The sequence below is a fragment of the Streptomyces sp. NBC_01241 genome, assembly GCF_041435435.1.
Classification (GTDB): Bacteria; Actinomycetota; Actinomycetes; order Streptomycetales; family Streptomycetaceae; genus Streptomyces.
Genome location: NZ_CP108495.1, coordinates 21,058 through 37,676 on the forward strand (window position 1 = coordinate 21,058; position 16,619 = coordinate 37,676).

Here is a 16,619-nt window from a genome sequence, read left to right on the forward strand (position 1 = left end):
CGAGGAGCCGATCAGCCCTGCGCCTTGGCCGCCTCCGCAGCCCGTGCGGCCGCCACCATCCGGGACACCTCCGCCTGCGCCGGGTGGTGGGCCGGGGCCGCGAGGAACTCGGGGTCGCCGTCCATCCACTGCTCCAGGAGCTCGCCGTCCGGCTTGGGGCGCGGCGGCGGGTCCTGGTGAGTGCTGTTGGCCTGGCAGCCGGGGCTACCCAGGTGCGGGGTGAGCGAGTGGAGCGAGGTGAGCCACTCGATCTCGGCCCGGGTGGAAATCTTGGCCGGGTCGCCCGCGTACGTACGGACCCACCCCAGGAACAGAGCAGTCAGGTGCTCGATGATGTCCTCGTGCAGATGCCAGCACTTCGGCATCTTGGAGTGCAGCTTGGGGTGGGCCGTCAGCAGCCAGTCGACCCAGCCGGTCAGCTCCAGCAGCCGCGCCTCCCGCTCTGCCGGTTCCATCGCCCGCCACACCCAGCGGGTGATCGGCTCCGGCTTACTCTCCTCGCCGTTCACGGCACTCGGAGCCGGGGCCGGCGCCGCCACGGCGGTGGGATCAGACATCGGACGCCTCCAGAGCAGTCGGGACCGACTTCGTCAGCGACGGCCCGGGAACGGGCCGCGCCAGCCACTTCAGCAGGTCCTCGTCGCGCCAGGTGAGCCGCATGTTCACCTTCACCGGCGGGAGGTTGCTGTACTGCGCGATGGCCGTGAACTTGGGCAGCTGCATCAGCTCGTGGATCGGGGCCAGGTCCGTCTCGACCTGGGTGGTCGACGAGGAGCTCTGTCCGCGGCCCGTCGACTTCGTGGTGCGCTCCACGTACGTACGGCCGTAGATGCCGGAGAAGTGGCGCAGGGTCTCGGGGTCGCCGCAGCCCGGGAGCAGCATCCGCAGCCCCGAAGCGCTGAGCACGGTGTTGGCGGCGTCGTGCCCGAACCGGGTCCGCAGCTGCGACAGGTCGTGCCAGACGGTCAGCACGGTAATGCCCATGCCCCGGCCCGTGGTGAGGACGCCGGGCAGCTGCGGGTAGCGCAGCATGTTGCCGGCCTCGTCGACGAGCACGCCGAGACCGGGGGAGAGGGGGACGCCGGTCTGAAGGTAGCGCTGCTCGGCTCCGTGGATGATCGACGCGATGATGGCGGTCAGCAGCGGCGCGTACCGCTCGGCGTCCGAAGGGGCGGCGACCAGGCAGACGGTGGCGTTCTTGTCGAGCAGCTGCTCCACCGTGAAGTCAGTGCCGGACGCGGTGGCGCGCACCTCCTCGTCTCGGTACACCGAGGCGATGACGTTCAGGGTGAACTGGATGCTGCCGATTCCGTCGTCATGGAGCGTGACCCAGGGCCGGGAGTAGTCCAGAGCGACCTCGGGGTACTGCGGTTCGAGGACGGCCTTGACGTGCTCGACTGCGTCCTTGCCGAGGGCAAGCCACTCCCGGAAGGAGTTGATGCCGCCGCCGGTGATGTTGGCGGCGAGCAGCAGCCCCTTGAGGATGCCGCGGGCCTGGTCGATCCAGGGGGCGGCGCGCTTGTCGTGGCCGGAGGTGGACGCGTTGGCGAGCCACTCCGCCATCCGGTCCGCTGACTTGGGGTCCTTGGCGTAGTCGACGGGGGACCACCGGGCGGTCTTGCGGCCGGGGATTCCGGCCGGGGCGACGACGTACACCGGCCCCAGGTGCCGACGGCTCTCGTAGATCACATCGAGGTCCGCGGCCTTGACGGTGGTCACGACCAGCGGTCCCCGCCACTCGGCCGCGTTGCCGAGGACCAGGCCGGTCGTCTTCGTGGAGCCCGGGACACCGAAGACGGTTGCGCTGATGTTGGGCTCCGCGGCGAGGATCTTCTTCGTGAGCTGCCCCCGCCCGGCCGTGATCTGGTCCGGCCGGTTGGCCGGGTCGGGGTCGACGGCGAGTTCCTTCTCCGTCTTCACCCCGCCCCACTGGGCGCCACCGAGGTTCTTCTTGCCGCCGAAGGTCCGCAGCAGGAGAGCCACGACGACGATCAGGAGGACCAGGAAGACGGCGACCACGAGCCAGAACGCCCAGGTGGGCGGAGCCGGTTCGTAGACCGATCCGGGCCCCTGGCTGACGGTCAGCAGGATGGTCTCGGGCAGGCTCTTGGACGACGTCGCCCACCCGTTGCCCGTCACCAGCCCTGCCACCGGCGCGGCCGCGAGCACGATCGCGCTGGCACCGATGAGGAACCCGGCGCCGATGGCGGCCAGGAGCGTGCTGTCGTCCATGCTCTTGTCGCTAGCCACTCAGACCACCATCCGCTCGTCCGTCTCGAACAGGGCCTTCTCGGTGTGGGACAGCATCAGCTGGACCGCGTGACTGCCGCCGCCGCGGCCGACTTTCCACAGGGCGCGGCCGCGCTGGCCGGCGCCCCAGCTTCCGATCAGCTCGCACTCGGCATCAGTCAGGCCGATCGCCTCGCGCGTGATCTGTAGCGGCTTGGTGTCCTGGGCCAGCTGGATACGGGTCTCGCAGGACGCAATCAGGTCCTTGGCGATGGCCACTGCTTCCGAGCCGGCCGCGCCCACGGACTCGAAGTCCGAGAGGCGGTGCGTGGCCAGCAGCTGGATGGTGCCGGTTGCGCGGGACAGGCGAAGATCCGCGTCGATCTTGCGGACCATCGCGGCGCCACCGGAACGCATCTGCCGCCACAGCTCATCGCGCACGACAATCCACGGACGCTCGCCGGGCCGGTCGATCGCGGACTGCGCCCAGGAGGAGACACAGGTCAGGACCATCGCCACGGTCTCATCGCCGTACTGCTCCAGCGCGCTGATGTCGACGCTCTGGATCGGGGCGTCCCAGTCCAGGCCGATCGAGGTCTGCTCGTCGAACAGACCGCCCAGGTGACCGGTGATCATCCCGCCGAGCGCGGACCGCAGGGACGCCATGTGCTCCCGGGCGAGCTGAATGTCGTCGTCCCGGACGCGGAGCTCACGCGCCATGGCCTCGCTCGGGTCCCGGAGCTTCGCGTAGACCAGAGGGAGAGTCGGCACGCTCATGTTGCTCTGCCCGTACAGCTCACCGGTGACCTCCCGGACCGCGACGTCCAGGCACTCCTCCTCCTGTGGGCGAAGGTTCCGCTTCAGCTGAAGTTCCAGGAGCGCCTTCAGCAGGGTCAGCCGCCTGCGGTGAATCTCCTGGAGGCGGGCCTGGAGAACGGCCCGGTCCTTGATGTTCTCCAGGTCGTAGCCCAACGGACCCGCGTCCAGCGGGTTGAGGCGGCCCGGCAGGCCGGGGCCGAGCCGAACCGGCTCGACCCCGAGGTGCTCACACAACCCCTGATACTCGCCCTTGACGTCCCCGGCGATCAGCGTCCGGTGGCCCAGCGCCATCAGCCGGAAGCAGAGCGACTTGATATGCGCCGACTTCCCCGAGCCCGGGATTCCGGTGATCATCACGTTGGGGTTGGTGACGAGCCCCTCCTTGACCCAGGCGGCCGGGTGCGCCGAAAACGCCTGCATCGTGAGGGTGTTCCACCCCATGTACACGCCGATCGGCGGAAGGCTCGCCGCGTGCAGGAACGGGTAGATCCCGCTGGCCCGCTCGGTGTCGGCCCGGAAGACCTCCGCCTTCGCGAGCGAGGCGGCCCGGCCCGAGAAGGGCATGGCCCAGCCCTTCCGGGGAGCGATCCGCATGGCGGCTTCGGGACTCTCCAGCAGACGCGACCGGCGCAGCTCGCGCGCGGAGAGCTGCCGGGGGATCGGCACGCCCTCCATCTCGTCGAGGAAGTCCCCCAGACGGGACGCCTTCAGTTTCGTGTCGCCGCCGTCACCACGGCGGAAGGGGAAGCTCATCAGATGCCCACCCGTCGGTCGGGCAGGCCCTGGCCGAGCGGCAGGGCGGCGACGGTGAACGCGTCGTCCTGGGCGCCCCACACGCGCCGGATTTCCAGGCCCGCGGACGAGGCATCCGCCTGGAGTTCGGCGCACGCCGTTTCCAGCTGCTCCAGGTCGGTGACCGTGACGGCGATCAGCGCCGTAAGGCGGAGGACACCGTGGCCGCTGGCGCGGGCGATGTCCTGGGAGCGCGCGGTCATCGCCTCGCGCCGCTCGTCCTCGCTTTCCGCCCGGCCGGTCTTCGCCCGCAGCTTCCTTGCCGCGTCCCGCTTGGTCTTCTCGCGAGCCAGTTCCTGCCGCGCCTTCACGGGGCCGATCGGCTCGTAGACCAGGGTCAGCGAGCGCCGCGCGTTGCTGCGGGGGCGAAGCAGTGGCTGGAGGAAGGTGGCATAGACCTCGGACTGCGGGAACCCGCGGACCTGGTAGCTGACGGTCCATGCGCCGTCGTGCCGGTAGAGGCCCCAGACGGTTTCCGTCGCGGCCGGGCCCGCGAGCTCCGGGTCGACGCCCTTCGCGGCACCGTCCCATGTCGGGTCGTCCGCCGCGGTGTTGCGGGCGGACAGTGCCAGCTGTGCCTCGGGGTCAAAGGCCGTGCGGATCGTCTGGGCGACGCCGCGGGGCGGGAGCCATTCGACAACCTGGAGACCGGCGCTCGACAGAGAACCCGCCATCGCGTTGATCTCGCGGACGAGGACGGCGGCCGCGCCGATCTGGCCGCCGCCGGCGCCCTTGACGGCGAGCCGCGCGCGCGGAGCCGACAGGGTGATGGAGAGGTAGGTCTCGCGGATTGTGGCGGCCGGACCCGCCCCTTCCATCAGCTCGTCGAGCGCCTGGACGGCGACGGCCGGCGCGTCCGGCGAGGTGTGCCGTTCAGTCCACGAGCGCAGCGCCGCCCCGTCGTCGGGGAGGCTGCGCTGGTGGACGGAGATGCGGGTGATTGCCCCGTCCTCCTTGCACTGGGAGCGCAGGAAGGCAGCCCAGCCCTTGACGCGGATGTTCTGACGCTCCGTGTCGATCAGGGCGAGGCCCGGGAAGGTGACTCTGCAAACGGCCGTGTACGTGTTGTCGACCGGGTTGTGCATGATCCCGATCTGGCCGCCGAGCCCGTCGGATGCCTCCAGCAGGTGCAGCCGGGCGAGCCGGCCCGGCAGGTCCATCGGCTGGCTGCCGTCCTTGGTCCGCGGGGCGAAGGCCCCGGAGAAGAAGAGGTTGCGGTTTGTTGCCACTGCGATCTGATGCCTTACTGCGAGGATGATCCATTCGTCTGCCGACAGGCCGAGTACGCGGCCGTACGCGAGCAAGAGCAGTACGGCGGCCATGGGCAGGGCGAGGAACGCCGAGCCCCACGAGCGTGTGTAGATGGGGATGAGCGCGATGACTGCGGAGGACGCGACCAGGGCGAACCCCAGGCCGCTCAGGTCCCCCATGAAGCCGGAGCGTTCCGACTGCCATCCGCCGTAGAGAGCCGGTTCGGTGTTGGACACAGGGCATCAGCTCCCGTCGGTTGAGGTGGGCGGAGGCGTAGCCGAGACCCCGCGGTTCCCGGAGTCCGGCGGCCGGGGCGGTGGCGGTGCAGGCGTCTCCTGGGGGACCGGCTGCATGGCCGGCTCCGCCGGAGCCGAGGCTGCCGCGGGCGGAGAGCTTTCGCCGCCCCGGGGCGGGACGACGACGTGGCGGCCGCCCTGCGCGGGTGTGCCGAGGCCAGCGTTGGCCGCCGCGTTCTGGAACGACGACTCGGCCATGTCCTTGCCCATGGCCGCGACCTGGAGCCCGACCCCGGCGACACCGGCGGCCTTGCCCATGAAGCTGCCGCCCTTGGTGCCCTTCATTGCCTTGGACCAGAAGCCGCCGCCGCCCCCTCCGCCGTCGGAGGAGGTGGAGTTCTCGCCTTCGAGCGCCTTGGTGTAGTTGGCACCGCCGCCGGAGGTACCCGCTCCGCTGGGCGAGGGCTGGTTGCCGCCGAACATGGAGCTGACAGAGCTTCCGACGCTGCTGATCATTCCGGAGGCCGTGCTGTTCCCGTCCCCGTTGCTGGTGATCACGATGAACTTCGCCAGCACCGGCCAGCTGGTGCCGGCCACGATGAAGATGATCAGGCCGACGATCACGTTGCGCACGCCCTCGGCGGTCGACATCGCGGCGAACCCGATGCTGAAGACGATGACGATCGTCGGCTTCATCAAGATCAGCGCGATGATCGCGTTCCTTGTCTTCGGCCACCAGTCCTTCGTGGAGTCGGACATGGAACCAGCAAGAGCGATCGGGGTCATCGTCAGAAGGATCATGATTCCGGCCTGGCGGATCAGCATCTCGATCCACAGCGCGCCGATGGCCAGGATGCACAGGATCGAGACCACGATCACGAAGCCCACCGCGGTCGGGGCGATGCCGCTACCGGTGATCAGCGCGCCACCCGCCGCCGTGGCGCCACCGCCGCCGACGAGACCGGCGAAGAGCGTACCGAGCTGCTTCTCCATCGCCTTGGACGCGTCGCCGCCTGGGCTTCCGCTGTCGAACGTGTAGTTGATCAACGCCGTCGACAGAGTGTCGGACCAGTTCAGGGCTACCTGCGTGGCGAAGATGTAGACGCCGAGGATGACCCCGTATTTCGCCAGGCCGACAACGGCGGTGACCAGCGGCCCACCCGACTGGGAGATCGCCAGCTTCGAGAACTGCACCAACAGCATGAAGGTCGCGATGATCAGCGATAGTCCGGTGGTGATACCCAGCACCGGACCGATGCCGGTCTTCGACAGGTCGATGGTGCTGATCTCGTTGAAGGCTTCGGCGAACTGCTTCAACAACCACACCACCGAATGCCCGAGCATCGAGGCAGCCTCTTCGAGGGCGTTTGCCGCCATCTCGGAAATCTTGCCCGCCACCCAGTCCAGCGGCGTCTTGGCTGGCGGCGGGTACTTGTAGGCGGCTTCCGTGTTGCACTGCTGGAAGGGCTTTTTATCCGTCTTGACGCACTTGACTAGATACTCGTGGTATTTCTCGTAATTGGGTGCGTTCTTGTCGGCCTTCTTCTCCCACCGTTTCAACTCGTTGAGCTCGAAGGCGCGGGCGTCCTCCGGATCAGTCGATCCTTCGCCGATGCAGACCGTCATGCCCGCGGGGAAGTCCTCACAGTCCACGGGCGCCCGGCAGTTCAGCCGGTCTTTCTCGTTCGCTGCGTCCATGTCGCAGTATTCGCCGGTCTGCTTGTTGATGCCGATCCGCTCACCGTGGCTCAGCTCCTTCGGATACGGGTCCGGAGGCTTGGCGCCGGCGAGGGCTATTGACGTCCCCGAGTTCAGCACGATCAGGACCGCGGCCAGCAGAGTGACCAGCCGCGCGAGCTGCCTAGCCATCGGCCACCACCCTCCACCCGTCCGCCCATGCGTACTTGCTGGCCGGGTCGTAGGTGTGGGGGCCCTTCACCTTGGCCGTGTACTGCGGGTCGGTGGTGACCTTCCAGTCGTTGTCCTCCCACTTCAGGACCAGGTTGGTGACCTCGTCCTTCAGGGGGTTCGCGTCGGCGCCCTTGTCGCGGATGGTGGCATAGCGGTCGAAGACCATCCACACGTTGATGACGTCCCCGCTGGTGTCGAGCGAGCGCGCGAGGGCGGCCTTCACGTTGGTGCTGAAGGTGATGCCGTCGGGGGTGCCGCCGGACGGCGGCAGGCCGACGCCCTCGCGGACCTTGCGGACCTCGGTGACGCCCTGGTCGATGGTGCCGGGGGAGTCCTTGGCGGCGATGGCCGTCCACTGCTTCCGCGCGATCACGTCGTCCAGGAGGTCGAGGTCCTCCCAGTAGGAGATACCGGCCGACGTCGCGCCGAGCGAGGAGTGCTCGAAGCCCGTGCCGATCCCTTCGGCGTCCGACTTCGGCTTGAGCCGCGGAATGCTGGGCGCGTTGGCCGGGGTGAACTCCTTGGTGGCCGGCGGCGCCGAGGAGCTACTGCTCGATGACGCGCTGGGCGACGCCTTCGCGTCCTGCTTGAGGTCATCGTCGTCGGCGTTGAGCGTCATGACGCCGAGGACCCCGCCAGCGGCGAGAGTGGCCACGACCGCGGCCCCCATGAGGATGAGGCGTAGTCGGGCCTTGCGGGCCTTGCTGTCGAACTCGGCCACTACTTCCCCTGCGTCATCGAGTAGAAGCCCCACACGAGGCCGGACGTGACGCCGATGCCGATACCGGCGATGAGCGACCACACGATGGCGGACTTGCCCCGCGAGGCGAGCTGTGCGCGCTCGGAGTTGTGCCCGATCGCCACGCAGGCCCAGCCGGTGAGACCGCCCAGCACCGCCAGGGAGAGGCCGACACCCGCCGTCCAGCCGAGGATTTTTCCCGTCGGGTTCTGGAGCGTCCCGGGCAAGGACGGGGTGAAGCCCGGGATGACCGGTGCGTCAGCGGCGAGCGTGACGAGTTCGTGGGTGGTCTGGAGCATCTGGCTCATGATGTGAGGACCCCTTCAGAAGCAGGTTGGGCAGGTCGAACAGAAACGGAATTGGTGGATAGACCGGCCGGAACGGCGGCCGGAGGCAGCGGATCGCCCCATGTGCGGTACGCCGACGCGAGGATCGCCGCCACCAGGGCGGCGCCCGCTTCCGCCGTACGGCGGCCCAGGCGGTTGGCCTGGGCCATCCCGTGATTGCGGATATGCGGGTCGAACGGCACGGTGACCACGGCCGACACCTGGGACTGGAGCATCGTCGCGGCCGCCTTCACCGCCGCAGGAAGACGCCCCTCGCCCGATGTAGTCAGAGCCACGACCATGCGCTGAAGCGGCAGCCCCTCGGCGGATGCGGCCTTGACGGCGGTCTGGAGCGCGGCCACCCCCGGCCCGGTCGTCGGTGCGCACAGCACGGGGACCGAGAAGGGCAACGAGCACCAGGCGGCCGTCAGGCCGGGCAGGCGCTGAGTGCGCGCGGTGACGATGTCGTGAGCTATCGGGTGGGTGGTGTCGGCCACGGCTGTCTGCCAACCGCCCCCAGCCGCCAGCTGGTACCAGGCCGCCGGCTCGGCAGGCAGGTCCAGAGCGCCGTGGTTCCACTCCCGATGATCGGTGAGTACGGCCCACTCGCCACCCGGCCCGATCGAGCGCGAGGCGGCCGCAGCCACCTGAGCACGGGTGAACGGCTGGTCCGGAGGCACGGACGCCAGACCCGAGCCAGGCGTGTCGGGCCAGGACGGCCACGGCGACGTGAGGCGTGGAGCTGTGTCCAGCACGACGCTGGTTCCCAGAGTGGTCAGTGAACAGGCCAGCAGGCCCGCGATAGTTGAGCGGCCACTTCCGCCACCCGCACCCAACACCGGTACAACCAAACGGCTTTGGACGGGCAACGTCACGGCCGTCTGTGATTTCTTAGCCAACGCTCCCCCGCATTGCAACTGTAACCACCACGGCGGTCACTGGATGTGAACACGTGTCCGGAAGTCTATGCCGGGCAAGCGCAACACTAGTGATGCCCTTGAGGCGGACTGCGCGTCAATTCCTTTATGTGGCACGGCACTTGTTGCCATTTATGATCTTTAACTGTCTTTTGCCCGGATCTGTTGCGCCTCGTGAGGGTGATCCCTCGGCCACCCGTCTTACTTGCTTTGGGGGTGGAAATGCGATGTGGCAGGGTGACGTTGACGCCGCCGCGGGGGGTTCTGCTGAACGGGCGACGCGCTGACGGGTCCGGGCTTCCCTCGCGACGGCACCGAACGGCGCACGGCGTAGGCAAGGGGGAGTGGCTTGGAGGCCAAACGGGGGATCGCGCTGCTGGCTGCGGCTTTCGTCGTCAGCCCGCTGGCACTGGGGCTCGGCATCATCCTTCTCATCGCGGCATCCGACGATGACGACGGCGGTGGCGGCGGCGGTGACTTCGGCCTGGCCGGCGGCGCGCTGCGCGTGGGGCCGGGCTATGTGCCCGCCAAGTACGCGGCGCTCATCGAGAAGGCCGCGGCGGACTGCGACCAGGGCCTGCCTGCGGGAATCCTGGCCGCCCAGATTAAGGCCGAGTCGAATTTCAATCCCAAGGCCCAGTCCAAGGATGCTAACGGGAATCCGATCGCGAACGGAATAGCACAGTTCATTCCAGGCACCTGGGAGTCGTCGGGAATCGACGGAAACGGCGACGGAAAGAAAGACGTGTGGGACCCCGAGGACGCCATTCCGTCCCAGGGCAAGATGATGTGCGAGCTCCTGAAGACCGCTAAGAAACATCCGGAGTACAACGGTTCCCCGATAGAGCTCGCCTTGGCCGGATATAACGCGGGATGGGGCCGGGTGCAGCAATACAAGGGAGTCCCGCCCGAATCCTTCGCGGACGGGCAGACCTACAACTACGTCAATTTCATCATGGCGGAACAGTCCAAGCTGACCGCCCCGGACACATCCGGGGACCCCGAGATGTCAGGGGAATGGACGAAGCCTGTCAATGCCCCGCTGGGGACGCCTTACCACCAGTCCGGCGGCATGTGGTCCAGCGGCTACCACACAGGAATCGACTTCGTCGCCGGCATCGGAACGCCGATAAGGGCGGCCGGGCCCGGGAAAGTCGTCTCGGCCTCCCGAGTCAACGCTTACGGACGGCAGGTGATCATCCGTCACGCCGACGGCATGTACACCCAGTACGCCCACATGTCGCAGCTGAAGGTCTCGGCCGGAGACACCGTCAAGGGCGGCCAGGTCATCGGCCTGTCGGGCGCCGACGGCAACGTGAGCGGGCCGCACCTCCACTTCGAGGTACGCACCAGTCCCGACTACGGAACGGACATCGCCCCGCTGCCTTACCTGCGCAAGAAGGGCGTGAACCTCTAGCCCGCCGGCACCATCCGCGAGCGCGCAGCAGACCAAGCACCTACCCCCCGAGGAACCGCCGTGCACGACGAACACCAGCAGCTCCGGCCGTGGGGCACCGTCACGCCCGACTTCTGGGAGAGGGGACAGGCCCCGGCTTCCGGCACCGTCGCGAACCACCCCGTACGCCCCGCGGAGGCCGCCGTGCCTCAGCAGGCCGCCCCCTCGGCCGAACAAGCCCAGCGACCCCCCGCAGTCCTGACGAAGCCCGTGGTCGCGGAGGGCGCTAAGCCCGAGGCTGCACCGGCAGTCGTTCCCGCCTCGGCGCAGCAGGCCGCTGTGTCGTCCTCTGCTCCGACCGACGGGCCGCCAGCGGCCTACCAGGACCGCATCAACTCCGTCGTCGCCGCCTTCAGTCGTCCCGACGACCGCGAGGGTCTGGCTGCCGCAGTCGTCGAGGCCGAGAAGCTCGACCAGGAGTTCACCGCGCAGTACGGGCAACAGCACGCCCACACCATCCGCATCCGCGAGATCCGCGGTTGGCTCGCCCTTCTGGTGGGGCAGCCAGCCGTAGCCGCCCGCTGGTATCTGCACACCACCGGGCTCCAGATCGCCCTGCACGGTGCGACCCACGCGGACACCGAGGGCTCCGTACGACGCGCCGTCCACACCTGGCAGCAGGTCAAGGACCCGGCTGAAGTGGTGCAGATCGGTGCCGATCTGGCCAAGGTCGTGGCCGCTGTCCTCGGTGGCGACACCGACGCCGTCCGCTTCATCCAGGCCCGGGTCGCCCGCTACCAGCAGCCGCCGCAGTAGCCAGCCCCCTCCCACGAGAGCCCCCGGCCCAGCCGGGGGCTCTCGTGCGTCCTGGCCGGAACCCGCCAGTCTCAACCGCCTGTCGATCCAAGCCGCTTGACGTTTGTCGGGGTTCCCCGCCAAACTCTGAGTTGTCGGGGAACCCCGACAAGGATTGCGGAGGGTATCTGTGACCACCACCTACAGCCCCAACTACAAGGGCACGCAGTGGAAGATCGCGCAGGTCGAGCTGGACCCGGAAACCGGGACTCCCGCGAGGACCGTGCAGGAGCCGAACGAGCTCGCCGGCCCCACCGTCTACTGGCCTGACGGCACCACGTCCTACGTCCTCCACTTCAAGGGGGGCCACATCAGTTGGACCGTCGCCGACGAGGCCGACACCGCACTGCGGGCCCTTGAGGCCCTGCGCAGCGGAGAGGAGATCACCCCGGGCGCGCTCCGGGCGTACCTCCGCGACGTGCGGCGGCTGGAGACACGCATGACCGCCTTGAAGGAGGAGCTGCTGCTGTTCGCCCGCGAGACCGGGCCGACCGGCCGGGCCCGGCTCCCCTTCCGGGACCTCGGCGAGGAGCTGGGACAGCACCACAGCACGGTGGGCGAACGGCACCAGCGCATCCTCGACGGCGACACCGCCCAGTGGCGCGGCTGGCTGACCCAGCACACGGAGCGCGCGGCCCTGTACGCCAACGGCGGCGAGCTTCCCCGCACGCCTCAGCCCCAGCGCGAGCACGAGACCGGTGTCTACGACAGCCAGGAGGAGCCGGGGAAGGTGCTGGCCCGCTGCCACTGCGGATGGTCCGGCCCCGCCGGCTCCAACACCGTGACCGCCTCGCGGCAGGGGAAGGCCCATGAGGACGATCCGAACGCGTGAACCCCGAGGCTGCCGACTGCTTGGAGGCGTCGCGGCCGCCCCGGGGGCCCTCAGTCCCGCAACAACGAAACGAGGAACACCCATGATGACCGACCGTCCCGCCCCCGCGCAGGCCCTGGCGTTAACCGGCGCTCTCCTGGCGACCTGGGACGCACTGCACCCTCTGTTCGACCAGTGGTTCCAGGACAGTAGGGACGCGGCCAATAAGGGCGCCTGCGGGCAGCACCTGGTCTACCGGGACGGCACGCCCGTCGGTGAGGAAGCCGAGGGGGACGACCGCGCGGGCCAGCCCACCATGACCGCCACCCGCCTGGGCTGGGTTAGCGCAGCACGGCACGTGGCCAGCTACTCCGCGGGCCAGCTGACGGGGACGGTCCTCCTCACCCGCGGGCTCGGCTACCGCGTACCCGCCTCGGCGCTGGTCGTCGGTGCGGGGATCAACGCTCTCACCCACCTGGTGATCGACAAGCGCCAGCCGCTGCTCTGGCTGGCAGCCAGGGCGGGGAAGGGCGGATACGTCGACCACTGCACCGTCGTGCGGCGCCTCGATGAGGACGGCGCGGCCCGAGCGGAGGAGTCGGGCCCCGGGACCGCGCTTTTCGAGCTCGATCAGGCTCTCCACCGCGCCATCGGCGCCCTCGCCGCCGTCACCACGACCTGGCTGACCATCCGCTCGCTGAAGAAGGGACGTACTCGATGACCGAGGACCTGTGGAGCCTTCTGCGCTCGACGTGCGAGGTGCAGCGCATGGGTGACGAACTCCGCGTCAGCGACGCCGCCGGCACCACCACGCCCGAGCAGGAACGGGAGTACCGGCTGTGCCGCGCCGCGCTCGCCCAGCGCCACCTCGCGGCCGCCGGCACCACCGGCAGCGACCTCCAGGAGGCGCGCGAGGATGCCGAGTTGACCGCGAGCCTGCTGTGGAAGCACGACGCTCTGCATGGCAGTCACCGCGGCCCGCTCCCGGCGACGCATCCGGGCTGGAAGGCGTCCAACCTCGGCGACTACGTCGGCCAGGAGGCCGACGCGGCGGGCCTGAATCCCTGCTGACCGGCTTCCCGTACGCAGAACGCCCCCGCCGGTCGGCGGGGGCGTTCTCGTTGTGCTGACTACGCCTGGGGGGACACCAGTCCCCGGGCCGGATAGGGGTCATGGACCTCGTGGAGCGGCCGCACATTTCCGGTGGGGGTTATCGGGATGCTCGCCCCGTGCATCCACCGGTAGAGCTCCTCCCCGCGGTGCAGCCCGTAGACGTACCGGACCTTGCTGCCGTCCGGGAGCGGGCTGTTCAACAGGCTCAACAGGTAGGTGATGAGTTCTCCCCCGCGTTCGGCGTTGACCGTGGCGGCCTCGTGCCACGGCTCCTCGTCGCCGTCGATCTGGAGCATGATCCGCGCAGGCTCGCCGTGCTCGACATCGGTCCGCTTCTCGCCGTTCGGTGGTCCCCACAGGTCGACCGCAACGATGCGATCCGCTCGTACAAGGCGATCCGTGGACGTGCGGACCCAGGTGTTCACCATTGCCGACATGCTGCCTCACTCCCCGCGTGCACCGAACAACCGGGCAATCGCACCCACTTGGGAACGACAGCCCAGAGTGGCGCGATCTATCCCACACCACTGTCTGTTTTCTATCACTGGGTAAAGACACCGGTCCTGCGGGTTTCTTCCTGGGATGGCTTACTGACCTCGTCCATCGCGGGGGAGACGCGTGGAAACGGCGGCGGCCCGGCAGGAGGATCTCCTGCCGGGCCGCCGCGAGCGGATGGTGCTCAGGGGGACGGCTCGTCCAGCTCTGTCGCGAAGGCGACGAAGTTCGTCCAGGCGGCACGGTCGAACTCGAAGGTGCCACCGTCGGGGTTCTTGGAATCCCGTACCGCCATCTTGCCGGCGGGGCCGGTGGCCAGGCGTCGGGCCTGGACGCACTGGCCACCCTGGTTGTCGCTGTAGCTGGAGGTGAACCAGTCTCCGGTCTGCGGGCCGTCGTCCCGGTGGGCCATGTCAGAACTCCTTGATTGCCTTGTGGATCATGCTCACGGACTCCGTGTGTCCTGGAGCGGCCGCTTGCAGGTCGGTGAAACTCTCGTCGTATCGGTCGGTGTCGGCGGGCCTGCGCAGAACCCAGGCGTCGGCGCGGTTCTCCAGGTAGACGATCGGCGGGAACGGGGAGCGGTCACCGAAGCGCAGGATGGTGAAGGCCCCGTTCATGCCGGGGTGCGCGCCGAGGTCGAAGGGGACGACCTGGATGCGGACGTTGGGCAGGGAGGTCGCGAGTTCGGCGATGTGGCCCAGCTGCTCGCGCATCACCTCGGCGTTGCCGACGCGTCGCTTCAGCACGGACTCGTTGATGATCGCGGTGAGCCTGAGTGGGGAGTCGTCGCGGTGCAGGGCTTCCTGACGCGTCATCCGTACGGCTACGAGCTTGTCGATCTCGGCAGGGCTGAGCTCCTGTGTCGGGAGCGGCAGGGCCCTTACGTACGCCTCAGTCTGGAGCAGGCCCGGGATGAACTCGTTCTCGTAGTTGTGCACCGCGGCGGCAACGGCCTCCTGGCCCAGGTACGCCTTGAAGCCGGGGCTGATGACCGGGGCCAGCTCGCGCTTCTGCCACCAGTCCTTTTTCGTCTTGGTGACGGTGGCGTAGCCGACCAGGGTGTCGCGGTGCTCGGTGTCCGCCCCGTAGATGTCGCACAGCGCCATGACGTCCGCCGGCTCCACGATGCCGTTCTCGGCAGCTTCGAGCCGGTTGATCTTCGACGGGCTGACCACCAGGCGCTTTGCCACCGCCGCCGCGGTCAGTCCCGCCGCCTCCCGCAGGCCCCGCAGCTCGATCGCCAGCTGGAGACGGCACAACGCAGGTGCTGCCGACCCTGCTTCTTCACTCATCTCGCGTCCCTTCGTCGAGCAAGGGCCAGTGTGTCGGTCGCCCTTCTGCCACGGCAAGAAATCTTCTGCACCGGCGCGATGAATTCTGCCAGTCCGTGAACATCTGTCAGGACCGCCTCCATGTACGGGTGTTCGAGCGTCAATGCTCCGCGCAGAATTCTGCGGGAAGGGTATTCACGGTATCGAATCTGGTGGCATCCTGGGTCGGGTCACCACAGAACGCGCTCGCCCCGCGACTCCAAGTGATCTTGACCCCGGGGCTGCCGCGTACGTACCGACCGGGAGGGAACCCGGATGTCGAAGCCCAGCCAGGTCGCCGAGGGGCGACGGTTCGAGATTCCCGTCAGCCACGAGCTCTTACGCCAGCTCCAAGGCGCGCTGTGCATCAGGTGCGGAATCCAGGGCGGTCAACTCTTCCCTGACGGACGTGCGTTCACCGTCTCCCCGGGCGACCGCGACCCCATCGCGTGGGACGTGCGTGCGCACGCGAAGTGCGTCGGGGCTACCCGGTGACCGCCTCGGACATCGGCCGGGCGTGCTGCCTCGGCGCCCTCAGCGCGCGACTCCCCGCCGGCCTGCTGGGCGACGCCGTGGCCATACCGGCCTCTCTCGGCGACAGCGTGCTCCACACGCTCGATGCCCTCTACCCCCAGCTGCGGCCCGCCGTCCTGCATGAGCTGCCCCGGGCGCGTACCTACCTCTTCACCGAGCCCGGACAGGGGGGTGTCTGGGGTGAGGACGTCTGGACGCTCGACGCCGGAACCTGGCTCGCCACCCCCCACCAGCTGAACGGCTCCTGCGGAGACCTGAAGGTCTGGCGCCACCGGCCGGAGTCCGGGGGCCGCGTGCTCCCCGTCACCGACCTGCGCCGAGCGATGCGCCTGGCCGCCCCCGCCCTTCGGTGGCGCGCTACCGGGACGCCCGTCCAGCACAGCAATCCCGGAGGCACCCCGTGACGCCAGTATCTGCATCCGCCGCGAACGGCCCCGACAGCAGGGTGTACGTGTTCGACCGCGCCCCCACCGTGCCCGCCCTCGCCCGGCGTCGGGTCCGCGCCGCCCTCACCGATTGGCAGGTCTCCCCGGAGGACATCGACACGGCGGAACAGGTGATTGCCGAGATCGCTACGAACGCGATCGAGCACACCGAGTCCCGCCGTATCCGTCTGGAGGTCGAGCGTCACCCCGACGAGATCCAGGTCGCCGTACGCGACAGCGGCCCCCGGCCGCAGACCTCCCTCGCCGCGCGGACCAACGCCAACGCCGCCCTCGAAGAGGGCGGCCGCGGCTTGCTCCTGGTCCACGCGCTCGCGGCGCGGTGGGGCGCTGACCCCACTCCGGGAAACGGGCTGCGGGTCTGGGCCGCCATCCGGCCGGGAGCCCCGGAGTGACCACCCCGCTCGCCGCCGGTGGCGGACGCCGCCGCCCCCTTCAC

At 69.0% G+C, this 16,619-nt stretch carries 19 protein-coding genes; 8 read left to right on the forward strand and 11 right to left on the reverse strand.

All coding sequences use genetic code 11. The features are described from left to right. Window positions 1-11: 11 nt before the first annotated feature. Genes OG306_RS40280 through OG306_RS40315 form a run of 8 tightly spaced genes read right to left on the reverse strand, consistent with a single transcriptional unit; the run spans window position 12 to window position 9,178 of the window. Entirely contained in the window at window positions 12-557 is a 546-nt protein-coding gene (locus OG306_RS40280) for a hypothetical protein (protein ID WP_331720820.1), read from the reverse strand. Then, complete coding sequence (locus OG306_RS40285; protein WP_331720821.1) at window positions 550-2,232, reverse strand: type IV secretory system conjugative DNA transfer family protein; 1,683 nt, start codon at window positions 2,230-2,232, stop codon at window positions 550-552. The genes OG306_RS40280 and OG306_RS40285 overlap by 8 nt, the downstream gene beginning before the upstream one ends. 18 nt (window positions 2,233-2,250) lie before the next feature. After that, window positions 2,251-3,801: a type VI secretion protein gene (locus tag OG306_RS40290; RefSeq protein ID WP_331720822.1), complete on the reverse strand. Its 1,551-nt coding sequence runs from the start codon at window positions 3,799-3,801 to the stop codon at window positions 2,251-2,253. Further along, window positions 3,801-5,327, reverse strand: a complete 1,527-nt coding sequence (locus tag OG306_RS40295) for an SCO6880 family protein (protein WP_331720823.1) — start codon at window positions 5,325-5,327, stop codon at window positions 3,801-3,803. Before OG306_RS40295 ends, OG306_RS40290 begins: the two co-directional genes overlap by 1 nt. A gap of 6 nt (window positions 5,328-5,333) precedes the next feature. Continuing rightward, on the reverse strand, window positions 5,334-7,196 hold the full coding sequence (locus OG306_RS40300; RefSeq protein WP_331720824.1) for a hypothetical protein: 1,863 nt from the start codon (window positions 7,194-7,196) through the stop codon (window positions 5,334-5,336). Continuing rightward, window positions 7,189-7,959 (reverse strand): hypothetical protein, encoded by a 771-nt coding sequence (locus OG306_RS40305; protein WP_331720825.1) that lies wholly within the window; start codon window positions 7,957-7,959, stop codon window positions 7,189-7,191. Before OG306_RS40305 ends, OG306_RS40300 begins: the two co-directional genes overlap by 8 nt. Next, on the reverse strand, window positions 7,959-8,285 hold the full coding sequence (locus tag OG306_RS40310) for a hypothetical protein (protein ID WP_331720826.1): 327 nt from the start codon (window positions 8,283-8,285) through the stop codon (window positions 7,959-7,961). The genes OG306_RS40305 and OG306_RS40310 overlap by 1 nt, the downstream gene beginning before the upstream one ends. Continuing rightward, complete coding sequence (locus OG306_RS40315; RefSeq protein WP_432762258.1) at window positions 8,282-9,178, reverse strand: hypothetical protein; 897 nt, start codon at window positions 9,176-9,178, stop codon at window positions 8,282-8,284. Before OG306_RS40315 ends, OG306_RS40310 begins: the two co-directional genes overlap by 4 nt. Window positions 9,179-9,569: 391 nt before the next feature. On the opposite strand from OG306_RS40315, the gene OG306_RS40320 reads away from it, so the two are divergent. The 5 genes from OG306_RS40320 to OG306_RS40340 all read left to right on the forward strand — a co-directional run bounded on the left by OG306_RS40320 (window position 9,570) and on the right by OG306_RS40340 (window position 13,353). Continuing rightward, on the forward strand, window positions 9,570-10,637 hold the full coding sequence (locus OG306_RS40320) for a peptidoglycan DD-metalloendopeptidase family protein (RefSeq protein ID WP_331720828.1): 1,068 nt from the start codon (window positions 9,570-9,572) through the stop codon (window positions 10,635-10,637). Window positions 10,638-10,697: 60 nt separating this feature from the next. After that, a complete protein-coding gene (locus OG306_RS40325) occupies window positions 10,698-11,432 on the forward strand; it encodes a hypothetical protein (protein ID WP_331720829.1) in 735 nt (244 codons plus the stop codon). A 169-nt stretch (window positions 11,433-11,601) separates the two neighbouring features. Then, window positions 11,602-12,303, forward strand: coding sequence for a hypothetical protein (locus OG306_RS40330; RefSeq protein WP_331720830.1), 702 nt, complete (start codon window positions 11,602-11,604; stop codon window positions 12,301-12,303). An 82-nt stretch (window positions 12,304-12,385) separates the two neighbouring features. After that, window positions 12,386-13,003, forward strand: coding sequence for a hypothetical protein (locus OG306_RS40335; RefSeq protein WP_331720831.1), 618 nt, complete (start codon window positions 12,386-12,388; stop codon window positions 13,001-13,003). Then, window positions 13,000-13,353, forward strand: coding sequence for a hypothetical protein (locus OG306_RS40340; RefSeq protein ID WP_331720832.1), 354 nt, complete (start codon window positions 13,000-13,002; stop codon window positions 13,351-13,353). The genes OG306_RS40335 and OG306_RS40340 overlap by 4 nt, the downstream gene beginning before the upstream one ends. Before the next feature lie 59 nt (window positions 13,354-13,412). On the opposite strand, the gene OG306_RS40345 is transcribed toward OG306_RS40340, so the two are convergent. From OG306_RS40345 to OG306_RS40355, 3 genes are all read right to left on the reverse strand, one after another. Beyond that, window positions 13,413-13,832, reverse strand: coding sequence for a hypothetical protein (locus OG306_RS40345; RefSeq protein WP_331720833.1), 420 nt, complete (start codon window positions 13,830-13,832; stop codon window positions 13,413-13,415). 242 nt (window positions 13,833-14,074) lie between these two features. Further along, the gene (locus tag OG306_RS40350; protein ID WP_331720834.1) at window positions 14,075-14,302 is read right to left on the reverse strand and encodes a DUF397 domain-containing protein; all 228 of its coding nucleotides are present in this window, start codon (window positions 14,300-14,302) and stop codon (window positions 14,075-14,077) included. 1 nt (window position 14,303) lies between these two features. Further along, entirely contained in the window at window positions 14,304-15,185 is an 882-nt protein-coding gene (locus OG306_RS40355) for a helix-turn-helix domain-containing protein (protein WP_331720835.1), read from the reverse strand. 294 nt (window positions 15,186-15,479) lie between these two features. Here OG306_RS40355 and OG306_RS41050 point away from each other — a divergent pair, with 294 nt between their 5' ends. From OG306_RS41050 to OG306_RS40365, 3 genes are read left to right on the forward strand one after another with little or no spacing between them, the layout of a single operon-like run. Beyond that, window positions 15,480-15,698, forward strand: coding sequence for a hypothetical protein (locus tag OG306_RS41050; protein ID WP_432762259.1), 219 nt, complete (start codon window positions 15,480-15,482; stop codon window positions 15,696-15,698). Next, the gene (locus OG306_RS40360; protein ID WP_331720836.1) at window positions 15,695-16,141 is read left to right on the forward strand and encodes a hypothetical protein; all 447 of its coding nucleotides are present in this window, start codon (window positions 15,695-15,697) and stop codon (window positions 16,139-16,141) included. Before OG306_RS41050 ends, OG306_RS40360 begins: the two co-directional genes overlap by 4 nt. Then, window positions 16,138-16,575, forward strand: a complete 438-nt coding sequence (locus OG306_RS40365; protein ID WP_371666324.1) for an ATP-binding protein — start codon at window positions 16,138-16,140, stop codon at window positions 16,573-16,575. Before OG306_RS40360 ends, OG306_RS40365 begins: the two co-directional genes overlap by 4 nt. The last annotated feature ends 44 nt before the right edge of the window (window positions 16,576-16,619 follow it).